The sequence below is a fragment of the Bradyrhizobium sp. genome (assembly GCF_049586575.1).
Taxonomy (GTDB): domain Bacteria; phylum Pseudomonadota; class Alphaproteobacteria; order Rhizobiales; family Xanthobacteraceae; genus Bradyrhizobium.
Genome location: NZ_JBAVCF010000533.1, coordinates 1 through 10,549 on the forward strand (window position 1 = coordinate 1; position 10,549 = coordinate 10,549).

Annotated in this window: 11 protein-coding genes, 1 tRNA gene and 2 pseudogenes; 8 read left to right on the top strand and 6 right to left on the bottom strand. The window is 61.5% G+C overall.

Features of this window, described 5'->3' with window-relative positions; translation table 11 throughout:
• The 3 genes and pseudogenes from WB528_RS20075 to WB528_RS20085 all read left to right on the top strand — a co-directional run.
• Positions 1 to 453 (top strand): annotated as a pseudogene (locus WB528_RS20075) (NUDIX hydrolase); the annotation flags it as partial.
• 21 nt (positions 454 to 474) lie between these two features.
• Positions 475 to 636 (top strand): annotated as a pseudogene (locus WB528_RS20080) (EamA/RhaT family transporter); the annotation flags it as partial.
• 211 nt (positions 637 to 847) lie between these two features.
• The gene (locus WB528_RS20085) at positions 848 to 3,532 is read left to right on the top strand and encodes a PAS domain S-box protein (RefSeq protein ID WP_423890155.1); all 2,685 of its coding nucleotides are present in this window, start codon (positions 848 to 850) and stop codon (positions 3,530 to 3,532) included.
• A 13-nt stretch (positions 3,533 to 3,545) separates the two neighbouring features.
• Here the strand turns inward: WB528_RS20085 and WB528_RS20090 are convergent, their stop codons facing one another.
• Together WB528_RS20090 and WB528_RS20095 are read right to left on the bottom strand one after the other, a co-directional pair.
• Positions 3,546 to 3,893, bottom strand: coding sequence for a GrlR family regulatory protein (locus WB528_RS20090; RefSeq protein ID WP_423890156.1), 348 nt, complete (start codon positions 3,891 to 3,893; stop codon positions 3,546 to 3,548).
• A gap of 105 nt (positions 3,894 to 3,998) precedes the next feature.
• Positions 3,999 to 4,382 carry a VOC family protein gene (locus WB528_RS20095; protein WP_423890157.1) on the bottom strand — a complete coding sequence of 128 codons (384 nt, stop codon included), beginning with the start codon at positions 4,380 to 4,382 and terminating at the stop codon, positions 3,999 to 4,001.
• 404 nt (positions 4,383 to 4,786) lie between these two features.
• On the opposite strand from WB528_RS20095, the gene WB528_RS20100 reads away from it, so the two are divergent.
• The 3 genes from WB528_RS20100 (at position 4,787) to WB528_RS20110 (ending at position 7,072) form a co-directional block, all read left to right on the top strand.
• Positions 4,787 to 5,236, top strand: coding sequence for a hypothetical protein (locus tag WB528_RS20100; protein WP_423890158.1), 450 nt, complete (start codon positions 4,787 to 4,789; stop codon positions 5,234 to 5,236).
• 151 nt (positions 5,237 to 5,387) lie between these two features.
• Complete coding sequence (locus tag WB528_RS20105) at positions 5,388 to 5,834, top strand: hypothetical protein (protein WP_423890159.1); 447 nt, start codon at positions 5,388 to 5,390, stop codon at positions 5,832 to 5,834.
• Positions 5,835 to 6,241: 407 nt separating this feature from the next.
• Positions 6,242 to 7,072, top strand: coding sequence for a pentapeptide repeat-containing protein (locus WB528_RS20110; protein ID WP_423890160.1), 831 nt, complete (start codon positions 6,242 to 6,244; stop codon positions 7,070 to 7,072).
• A 123-nt stretch (positions 7,073 to 7,195) separates the two neighbouring features.
• On the opposite strand, the gene WB528_RS20115 is transcribed toward WB528_RS20110, so the two are convergent.
• A tRNA-Arg gene (locus WB528_RS20115) sits at positions 7,196 to 7,272 on the bottom strand.
• A 98-nt stretch (positions 7,273 to 7,370) separates the two neighbouring features.
• Entirely contained in the window at positions 7,371 to 7,631 is a 261-nt protein-coding gene (locus tag WB528_RS20120) for a hypothetical protein (protein ID WP_423890161.1), read from the bottom strand.
• Between the two features lie 222 nt (positions 7,632 to 7,853).
• Between WB528_RS20120 and WB528_RS20125 the strand changes: the two genes are divergently transcribed.
• Positions 7,854 to 8,300, top strand: a complete 447-nt coding sequence (locus tag WB528_RS20125) for a hypothetical protein (RefSeq protein ID WP_423890162.1) — start codon at positions 7,854 to 7,856, stop codon at positions 8,298 to 8,300.
• A 38-nt stretch (positions 8,301 to 8,338) separates the two neighbouring features.
• On the opposite strand, the gene WB528_RS20130 is transcribed toward WB528_RS20125, so the two are convergent.
• Entirely contained in the window at positions 8,339 to 9,247 is a 909-nt protein-coding gene (locus WB528_RS20130; protein ID WP_423890163.1) for a PhzF family phenazine biosynthesis protein, read from the bottom strand.
• Between the two features lie 100 nt (positions 9,248 to 9,347).
• On the opposite strand from WB528_RS20130, the gene WB528_RS20135 reads away from it, so the two are divergent.
• Complete coding sequence (locus WB528_RS20135) at positions 9,348 to 10,214, top strand: DMT family transporter (RefSeq protein WP_423890164.1); 867 nt, start codon at positions 9,348 to 9,350, stop codon at positions 10,212 to 10,214.
• A gap of 8 nt (positions 10,215 to 10,222) precedes the next feature.
• Here WB528_RS20135 and WB528_RS20140 read toward each other — a convergent pair.
• Positions 10,223 to 10,549, bottom strand: a 327-nt coding sequence (locus WB528_RS20140; RefSeq protein ID WP_423890165.1) for an FAD-binding domain-containing protein, incomplete at its 5' end; no start/stop codon positions are given.

The window sequence follows — 10,549 nt, forward strand, 5'->3', positions numbered from 1 at the left end:
GCCAGTCACCGCGCGGCGTTGTCGGAGCGGAAGACGACCTTTCTGAAAATTCTCGATGAGACCGGCATGGTGCTCGCCCTCGACGAACTCGTGGCTTATGCGCATTGGGTCACGCCGGAAGGCATGCCGAAGCGGTTCGACACCTGGTTCTTCCTCGCGGCAGCCCCGCCGGAACAACTCGGCGCGCATGACGGCCGGGAATCGACGGACTCGCTGTGGCTGTCGGCACGCGAAGCGGTCGCGGGTGGCGAGAGCGGACGGTTCAAATTGCCATTTCCGACCACGCGCAACCTGATCAAGCTCGGCAAGCAGCCGAATGTGCGAGCGGCGCTCGATGACGCCAAAGGAAAACCCGTCGTCACCGTCATGCCGGTACTGACGAAACTCGATGGCCGCCGCCAGCTTCGGATTCCGCTGGACGCCGGTTACGACGGTGAACTGTTCGAAATGTGAGCGGCCCAGGCCAACCTGACGCAGGGCTACCTTCGCGTCCCGATCGGCGTGGCGTTTGGCGTTCTGCTGCTGGGTGAGAGGCTGTCGCCGGCCGCATGGATCGGCCTCGCTTGCGTCGTCGTCGGTGTCGCCGCGATGACCATTCCTCCGCGCAAACGGGCCACGGTCGCCAGTTCCGGCTGAGACGACGAGACGCTTGCCCGCCGAGGCGATTGTCGGCATCCTGACCGCAAGCGGTGCATTTGAAACGCGGCGAGCAGGGCAGGACACGGAAGGCGATGACACAACGCCCCGGCGCAATGTTAGTGCCGATTGAGCCTCGCGCGAGCCTGGCTCGGCGGTTTCCCGTACGGCAAATCATCGTATAAGAGGGCATTTATTGCACAGGTTGCCGATGCCCCGAGCCTTTGCCGCCAATATCAGACGAATACGGTCGGTCTCGTTTTCGATCGGGCAACTGACCTTTGGCAGTTTTACCCTTCTGCTCGCCATGATCGCCATGACGAGCATGGCCAGCGTCGTCGCCATTCACCATGTCGGCGCCACCTTCGCCGAATTGCAGCACCTGCGAAGCCTGGCCGAAGCCGCTGAGGAGATCGACCGCCGCACCAAGGAACTGCGGCTGGCGGCGCGCGACCTCGTGACCGATCCGGCGTCCTCCGCCAAGGTCGCGGAGGCGGCCTCGTCACTGAGTGCGTTGTTGAAGAACACACGGCTGAAACTTGCCCCCGAGCAGCAGGAAATGATCGATGGCGTCACGCTACGCCTGACCAACTATCGGGACGGGATGGAGCGGATTACCGCCCTGATTGCCCTCCGCACAGAACTGGTGTCGGCGTTGCCGCCCGCTCGCGCCCGGTTCGAGCAGGCGATATCGGAAATTGCGGCGCCAGACCGCAGCATGCTGCGACAATTGTTCCGTACGCAGGATCAGCTCGCGACCGCGCTGTTGGCGCACGATCCGGCCGCGATCGAGCAGTCCGCGCGCACCATGAAATCCCTATCCATTGACGACGAAAAGCTTCGCGCCGCCACCGATGCTTACTCTGATGCGATCCTGTCGATTTCCACCACGGAGAGCCAAATCGCCCAACTCGACCGGGACGTGCTGGGTACCGAGGGGCAGATGATCGGCCGGGTCACCGATTTGTTACGCGATCTCAGTGACAGGCGGGGGCGGGTGCTGGCCCGTGACTTTGCCCGGACGCTTGCGAGCGACAAATGGCAAAGCATTCTGCTTGGCGTTGCGGGTGTGTTGATCGGTCTTGCGGCGGCCCTGTTTGTGGTGCGCCAGACGGTTCGCCCGCTGAAGGCGATTGCGACCGCGATCCGCGCCCTGGCCGGCGGCGAAAAGGACACGTCGATCCCCGCTACCGGCGTGCATAACGAGATCGGAGACATCGCGCGTGCGGCCGAGGTGTTCCGCCGCTCGCTGGTCGACGCGGACGCGGCACGGGAAGCGGCGATCCGGGCACTCGCCGAACAGCGCCTGGCCGAAGAAAGCTATCGCAAGCTGTTCGAGGGATCCGTCGACGGAATCTATGTAACGACGCCGGGGGGAGAGATTCTCAACGCCAACCCGGCGCTGGCGCGGATGATGGATTATGGTTCCCCGGAAGAACTCATTCGCGGCATCGGCGACATCTCCGAGAGCATCTATGTCGACCCCCAGGCGCGCGTGCAGTATCAGCAACTGATGCAGCGCGACGGCATCGTGCGCGAATACGAATATCAGGTGCGCCGGCGCAACGGCGCGATTTTGTGGCTCTCCGATAGCGCGACCGCGGTTCGCGACGAGAGCGGCGAGATTGTCCGCTATGAAGGAACGGTGCGCGACATCACCGACCAGAGGCGGGCGGAAGAAGCGATTGCCGAGGGCCGGCGGCTATTGCAGCTCGTGATCGATACCGTTCCCGCTGTGATCAACGTCAAGAACAAGCAGCTCCATTATTTGCTGATGAATCGCTATATGGCCGGCATTTTCGGGATCGAGCCTGCCGAGGCCATCGGCCGGACCACGTCGGACCTGATGTCGCGTTATGGCGCGCAAAAAACCGATGAAAACGACCGGCGCGTGCTGAAGACCGGCAAAGAGCTCGGATTTTACGAGGAAGAATACCGGGATTCATCCGGCAATCTTCGGCATTGGCTGGTGAACAAACTGCCGCTCCTGGATGCCGACGGCGGCGTGGAAAGCATCGTGACGGTTGCGCTCGACATTGGCGAGCGCAAGCGCGGCGAACAGGAAATGCGCGAGGCAAAAGATGCCGCGGAGGCCGCCTTGCGCAATTTGCGCGAAACCCAGAACTCGCTGATTGAGGCGGAAAAGCTCGCTGCCCTCGGGCGGCTCGTCGCGGGCGTTGCGCACGAGGTCAACAACCCCGTCGGCATCAGCCTGACGGTTGCCTCCTCGCTGGAGCGCAAGACGGCGCTATTTGCGGCCGAAGTTGCGCGCGGAGATCTCAGGCGCTCGAGCCTGACCGACTTCCTCGGCGCGACCCGAGATGCTTCCTCCCAGCTGGTGGCCAACCTCAACCGCGCCGCAGAGCTGATTGCGTCGTTCAAGCAGGTCGCTGCCGACCGCAATTATTCGGACCAGCGACCGTTCGACCTCGGCGACCTCACCGAGCAGGTGGTATTGAGCTTGCGGCCTGGCCTGCGCAAGCATCGCCTGACGCTCGCAGTCGATTGCGAACCAAACCTCGCCATGAACTCTTACCCGGGTCCTTATGGTCAGGTGCTCACCAACCTGTTTCTCAACTCCGTGGCGCATGCCTTTCCGGATGGCCGGGCAGGGACCGTCGATATCAAGGTGCGGGCGGCCGGCCCGGATCACGTCGAAATCATCTTTGCCGATGACGGTTGCGGCATGAGCCTGGACGTCCGGCGGCGGGCGTTCGATCCGTTTTTCACGACCCGACGCGATCAGGGCGGCACCGGGCTTGGCCTTCACATCGTCTACAGCATTGTCACAAACCGCCTGGGCGGCCGGCTGGATCTGGATTCCGAGCCCGGCCGCGGCACCCGTGTTCACATGGTTCTGCCGCGCGTGGCGCCGTTGGAGCAGGCCGCGGAGTAGGATTTCGGTGAAGTTAGTCGGTGTCGACCAGCTTGCGCAGCGTCGCCTTGAAGATCTGGCTGGCTTTGCCCACCAGCGCCGTGCCGAACATGTCGGCCGACGTATCCGTGAATGTGCCGGAGACGCCGATTCCGACCGGGTCCGGGCCACCAAACAGGGGGGTGACGTCAGGGCTCGGCGTGTGGCGCTGCACCAGAATCTCGCCCTTGAAGGTATTATCCTTCACCGCGTAGCTGCCGACATAGAACAGGAACGCGTCGCCGCCCAGGATCTTGCCATCCCGAAACAGGACGACGCCGCTACCCTTGCCGGAGCGACCGTCCTGCAGGACGACATGGATCGAATAGAGCCCATTTCTCATGGTCTGTTGGCGCCGGCCCGTTAGATGACTGTCCCGGTTATGCCAAAGCGCGGCATCCGCCGTCAACGCGGCAGGTTGACCATTTGCCTCAGGCCGCCCGGAAACTCAGGCGTATTTCTTGTCGCGCTCGAGCAGTTCGATCGAAATCCCCTCGGGACCGCGCAGGAAGCAGATGCGGACGCCCGGACGAATGGTGTGGGGCTCCTTGGTGAATTCGACGCCCTTGGCCTTGATCTCGGCGGCAACCGTGTCGATGTCCTTGACCGTCAGTCCGAAGTGATCCAGGCCCTGGTAGGGCGTAACCGGGGGCGCGTTGACCCCGTCGCCCGCTGCGACCGGGGCGATGAAAACCATGGCGCCGCCGAGCCTGACGTCGATGCGGCCGGGACCGCGTATGATCTCGCCGCCGAGAATATCTTCAAGCCAGGCCGCGGTCGCTTCCGGATTGGGACTGCGCAGATGAACGTGGTCCCAGGTCACTACCGGCATACTTTTCTCCAGATGATGATTTACGCGCAGCCCGTCGTGGCCCGAAAAAATTTGCAGCACACCAGCCGCCATTGCCAACTTTAGCGGCGAGGCGAGGACGTGGCTATCCCCTCTGACATCAGGATTGAGGCTTGTTGCATCGGGTATTGTCACGCTTTGATGCAACCAATTTGGCATCTGCGAGTTGTGACATCGGCGAGGAATGCCGGCCCATTTGTCTCCGGGATGGCGCGACCATGACCGATGGATTTCTCAATATTGATTCGACCGGAATCTCCGGACATGGCAAGCCTAGGTGGGGAAATCATTTAGATCGTGCTGACGGCATGTCTGCAAACCGACTTCGGACAGCAGTTGGTTGGCTGCCGATTCCCGTGATGCTGATAGCGGCGGGATGCTTCGCGTTGACTCATGTTCGTGAGCCGGTCGCCGCAGCCAGGCCGATACATGCCGCCGCTGCTACTCCGGCAAAGCCGGCTTCCGCCGGTTCTACGGTTGGTCTGGCCAAGCGGCCTTCATTCGATCCCGCAATATCTGAAGCAATCGTGCCGGAACAGCCTGCTCCGGTCGATCGCCTGAAGATATCGTCCCAGTCGTTGCGGCGGGGAGGTCTGGGCTCCAACGCGTTGGTGACGATGACGGTTCGCAACGACAACGGCTATGCCGTCAAGGATATCGACATCACGTGCGCGTTCTCGCGGCCGGACGGCAGCTACCTGACCGAGCGCTCGCGAGTGATACCTGATGTCGTCAACATGAAGAGCCGAAAAATCTTCGTTCGGCTCCATGTCGGTTTCGTCAACGTGAACGCAGCCAAGGCCAAGTGCGCGCCCGTGGCGGCAAGCCACATCTGATTGGTTAACAGAGTTCAGGGGACCGGCTTCAAATAATGGGCTGAACCGGCGCCCTCGCATCGAACCTTTTCACGCGGCCAGGAACAAATAATGTAATCGCCGGTTGAGTCCCCGTGCCGCGGCCGCCGGTGCGGATGGAGCCATATCGAAAATGCCGCTGATGCGTTATTTTGTGTTCGTTGGCGGCGCGTTGCTTGCGCTTCTGTTCGTCGCCAATGCCTGTCTGCCGGCGCTGCCATTGGCCGAGGGTTCCCGATCGACCGTCGATCGATCCATCATACGGATTCATTCCGACAGGAAATGGCCGGAGCGCGTGGTCTTCGATACCTCGCGCCCCACCATCACGCCTGCTCCGGCACCGGTTGCCGCTGTCGCGCAAGCGCCTTCGCCTCAAAAAACCGCCATGGCTCAGCCTTTGAAAATGGCTCAGCCCCAGGTACGCGAGGCTTACGCCCAGTTGCGCCAGAATCCGAACGAGCTTCGTAACCCGGCGCCAAAACGGAAACGGAAATCGGTGGCTAAAAGTTATGTTGGGCAGCCGAGGTTCATGGTCGCCCAACAGCGGCCCGTCGTCCTTTTCGGCAACAATATCTGGTGACTTGATCGGCGGCAGGACGAACCGGCGCTGTTTGATTCCAATCCACGTGCCGGAACAACCGTCGGATCGATCGTGCGTCCCGGAGCCTGAATCTCCAGACAACCGTCCCTCGATTACTCGCCCCAACCGACTAACCTGCGATGGCCTGCGATCTTTCGCTACGCCTCATAGCCGGCGGTCTTCAGAGTTTCGCAGGGTGGTGGCCCGGTTACCCTTCGATAGCGGTCCATATCTTCGTGGGTTGTCCTGTGTCGCGAGGCTGCCGATCACAAGAGACGCTCCTGTGCGATGCTGACGAGACCGACAGCGAGTCCCACGTCTGGCGATCGGGTGGCGGGTAATTCGCCGCTTGCGCAGCATTGGTCAGCGGGAGACAATGCCGGCTTACTGGAGGCGGAGAGACGGCAATGCTGTTTCGTCTCGCATTTGCTCTCATCTCGATGACGACGCTGCTGTTCGGTCCCATTGCTGCCGTAGCTCAGGACATGCTGCGCAGCGTCGACCTCAACAGTCCCGAAATGTCGACATCGGAGATGACGCGCAACGAGGTCGAGGCGCTTCTCGATGCCTGGCGTCAAGACGCCGCGGGCCGACGCTCTGGGGATCTGCAAGGAAAGCGGCTGTCGCACCTCGATCTATCGGGCCTCGACTTCTCCGGCGGCAATCTTCGGCTCGTCAAGCTCAACGGGACCAACCTGAAACGCGCGCGCTTCGATCGGGCCATCCTGAACCAGGCCTGGCTGATCGACGCGGATTTAGCGGGGGCGTCACTCGCAAAGGCCTCACTGCTCGGCACGCAGATGCAACGCGCCAAGCTTGACGACGCCGATTTGAGTGGAGCGCGCATCACGGCGGACCTTTCCGGTGCCCGCCTGACAGGAGCCAAACTTGCTGGCGCCGATTTGAGTGCTGACATGCGCAACCAATCGATGGGCATGATGCGTGGCGTGCTCAAATCCGCCGATCTCAGGAACGCGGATCTGAGCGGCGCCAATCTCTCGCGCACTGATCTTGAATTCGCCCAGCTACAAAACGCCAACCTTTCGAATTGCAACCTCAGCCGCGCCGACCTTGCGGGAGCCGACTTGTCCAACGCCAATCTTGCCGGTGCCGATTTTACAGAGACCGACCTCGCCTCGACCCTCTTGCCGAGCGCGGCGGCGCTGGAAAGTGCCCGCAATCTGGACAAGGCAAGAAACTTGAACCTGGCGCGGCGCCCGCATCAGGGATCGCAGTGATCTTGAACCTGTACTTCGGGCGGCAACTAACGAGATCTGCGCACCGCTGCCACCCGGTTGCACTGTCGGCACTGAGGGACATACCAAGGAACGAAGGCGTGAACTCTCTGGCTCAGAACCAAGTGGCGCGCTCGGAGAGATTCGAACTCCCGACCCTCGGAATCGAAATCCGATGCTCTATCCAGCTGAGCTACGAGCGCGTCTATGGTCCGATTACCAGACCATGGGACCGATTCCAACATTCGCAACCGGCCTCTCAGCAAGCGTCCCAGCTTCAAGATCGGTGTCGCTCACGCGATCAGAAGCAGGGATAACGCCCACCTTGCGCGCGATAGGTTGCCGAGCCTTGGGCACAAAAATTATTCGAGGGCCCGTCATAGTAGGCGAAGGTGCCGGGTTCAGGCCCCGGGCCATAATTGTGCGAATAGCTGATGGAATAGGGCAGTCCAAAAGCATAACCGTGCCAATGGTGGTGGTGCCGGCGCGCCTGAGCCGGGCTCGAAACCGCTATCAGTGCAGCCAGGGCGGTCGCGGCGAGGGCGAACTTGGGTCGGATCATCAGGGACCTCCGGGGGACGAACCCGGACATTTTAGGCCAAACCGGGCCCCCATCTACAGGTAAATCCGACAAAGCCTGCCAAAAATTGGCCGCAGCCCCCGGGAATACTGGGATTCCGCCATGCTTAACGAATTTCCAACACAGTCTCGCCAGAGTCCTACCCTCTGATCCTACGTTGTCTGCGATTTTCCGCTCAGCCGCGATTCTGTTGCCCGACCGCCCATGCGCATCACGCCTCTCGGATTGCTTGTTTTCTTGTGCCTGGCGGCAAGTCCGGCCCGGGCCGATCTGCATATTACCAGCGATCACGGAGGCTACGTCGAGGAATACAAGGCGAAGTATGCCCGCATTCGCGATCACCACGAGCGCGTGATCATCGACGGCGTCTGCAACTCCGCCTGTACGCTGGTGTTCGGCATCGTGCCGATGAACAAGATTTGCGTGACGCCGCGCGCCAGCCTTGGCTTTCACGAAGCTTATTACGACAAGGCGTTCACCTTCGGCATCAAGGTGACGAGCACCGAGGGAACGTCGGAGTTGATGTCGTATTATCCGGACACGGTGAAGGACTGGATTCGCCGCAATGGCGGGCTCACCACCGAGATGAAGAAGATCAAGAACGGCGTAGAACTCTGGAAGATCGTCGATCCCTGCCCCGAAGAGTGGTGATCTCCGCGGGCCGCGCGGCTTCACCTCGAAGCCGTGATTTAAGCCAGATCAATCATTCCCGACATCACTGGAACGCAGCGCCCGCCGATATAGGTCGCGGTGACAACGCCGTTGGTCTTTTCGGCTTCCGCTTGCAGCAGGCTTGCGCGGCCCATTTCGACGCCTTGCGCGATGGTTTTCGATAGCCGCAAATCCGGCTCGTGCCGCAGTTTTGCCAAGAGACCAATGAGCGCAACGGTGGCGCTTCCCGTCGCCGGATCCTCGGGAATACCGTGATGGGGCGCGAACATGCGCGCGCGGATGTCGAGTCCGCTTTCGGAAACTTGCGTGTAGATGAAGAGGCTCGTGACGGGCAGCTTGGCGATATCCCGTTCGAAAATGTCAAGCCGCGCCCGAGCCGAGGCAAGCTTTTCGCGGCTCTTCAATTCGGCGATGACGAACGGCGCGCCGCAAGACGCGATGCAAGGCTGATGATGCCGGGTCTCGATATCCTCTGGCGATAGCGAGCAAGCGGATGCGACAAGTTCGGCGGGCACGACGGCGCCAACCGTCAGGCGTTGCGGGGAAGCCAACCGCGCGCCGACAACGCTTTTGTTCTCCTTGAGAAATGAGATCGGGACAAGACCAGCCTTTTCTTCGAACGTCACGCCGTCGCCGCCGATCGCGTGGCCGTAGCTTGTGGCCGCCCTGGCCAATGCGAAAGCCGTACCGACATTGGGATGGCCGGCAAACGGCATTTCATAGCGCGGCGTGAAAATGCGCACCTCCGCGGTGTTGGCCGGATTTTTCGGCGGCAACACGAAGGTTGTTTCGGCGAGATTGAATTCAGCGGCGATGGCCTGCATCTGCCCGCCCGAAAGCCCCTTGGCGTTGAGGACGACGCCAAGCGGGTTGCCGGCAAATTGGGTGCCGGTGAAGACGTCGACAGTGACGAAGTTCAATTTCATGGGAGGCTCGCAGTCAACAGGGCGCTATGTCATACCGCGCGAGGGGGCCTGTGCAAATCGGCATTGCCGCTGAGCATACGATCGGGCACTCACGACCGCAATGAACAAGGATTTTGATCAATTGGCCGCGCGCGCCGCGCCGGCGATTTTTGTCGTGCTATGGAGCACGGGCTTCATTGCCACGAAATACGTGCTGCGCAGCGCCGAGCCGTTGACCTACCTCGCGATTCGCATGGCGATCGTGGTCGCGATCATGGCGGCCATTGTTGTCGTGGTGCGGCCGCGATGGCCGAACTGGATGGGCATCGTTCATAGCGTGGTCGCAGGCCTTCTCGTGCACGGATTTTATCTCGGCGGCACGGCTGTTGCGATATCGCTTTCCATTCCGGCTGGCCTCTCGGCGCTGATCCCGGGTTTGCAGCCGATCCTCACCTCGACGATCGCCAATCGCTGGTTAGGCGAACGCGTCACGCCGCTGCAATGGATGGGCCTTCTGCTGGGATTGGCGGGCGTGGCGTTGATCCTGCACGAACGCCCCATGAACGGCGAGGCGGGCTGGGGCTGGCTGTCCTCCGGCGTGTCTCTGGTCAGCATCACGCTGGGAACGCTCTACCAGCGGCGCTATTGCCGCGACATCGACTGGCGCGCCGGCAATCTCATTCAATATATCGGCGTGATGATTTTCTTCGCTGCGGGCGCGGCTGCTTTCGAAACACGCGTAGTGCATTGGACAAGCGAGTTCGCATTATCAGTCACCTGGTTGGCGGTCGTGCTTTCGATTGGATCGATCGGTCTGTTATACTGGCTGATCCGGCGTACGGCCGCGACGTCCGTCGCAAGCCTGTTTTACCTGGTGCCGGCGGTGACGGCCTTGATGGCCTATGTGCTGTTCGGCGAGCGGCTCGATGCGGTCGCGATCGCCGGTATGGTCGCCTGCGCCGCCGCGGTTTTTGTGGTCAACCGTTAGCGGCAGCTTCAACCCGCGCGCACTTTCCCGTAAGCCTTGAGCGCGCGTTCCCGCGCAAGGCGATGATCGACGATCGGGTGCGGATAGGTTTTGCCGAGGGTGATGCCCGCGCCGGCGAGTTCGAGCGGTGTGGCCTCCCATGGCCGGTGAATGAGCTTGTTCGGCAGTTGTGCAAGTTCGGGCACCCAACGGCTGACATAGCTGCCGTCGGGATCGAATTTCTCGCCCTGAAGCACGGGATTGAAGATGCGAAAATACGGCGCGGCATCGGCGCCGCAGCCCGCGACCCATTGCCAATTCGCGGGATTGCTCCCGGCATCTGCATCCACCAGCGT

Bases quoted from the DNA above. Each gene is read 5' to 3' on its own strand.
- WB528_RS20085 (WP_423890155.1), top strand. From the start codon at position 848: ATGCCCCGAGCCTTTGCCGCCAATATCAGACGAATACGGTCGGTCTCG.
- WB528_RS20090 (WP_423890156.1), bottom strand. From the start codon at position 3,893: ATGAGAAATGGGCTCTATTCGATCCATGTCGTCCTGCAGGACGGTCGC.
- WB528_RS20095 (WP_423890157.1), bottom strand. From the start codon at position 4,382: ATGCCGGTAGTGACCTGGGACCACGTTCATCTGCGCAGTCCCAATCCG.
- WB528_RS20105 (WP_423890159.1), top strand. From the start codon at position 5,388: ATGCCGCTGATGCGTTATTTTGTGTTCGTTGGCGGCGCGTTGCTTGCG.
- WB528_RS20110 (WP_423890160.1), top strand. From the start codon at position 6,242: ATGCTGTTTCGTCTCGCATTTGCTCTCATCTCGATGACGACGCTGCTG.
- WB528_RS20120 (WP_423890161.1), bottom strand. From the start codon at position 7,631: ATGATCCGACCCAAGTTCGCCCTCGCCGCGACCGCCCTGGCTGCACTG.
- WB528_RS20125 (WP_423890162.1), top strand. From the start codon at position 7,854: ATGCGCATCACGCCTCTCGGATTGCTTGTTTTCTTGTGCCTGGCGGCA.
- WB528_RS20130 (WP_423890163.1), bottom strand. From the start codon at position 9,247: ATGAAATTGAACTTCGTCACTGTCGACGTCTTCACCGGCACCCAATTT.
- WB528_RS20135 (WP_423890164.1), top strand. From the start codon at position 9,348: ATGAACAAGGATTTTGATCAATTGGCCGCGCGCGCCGCGCCGGCGATT.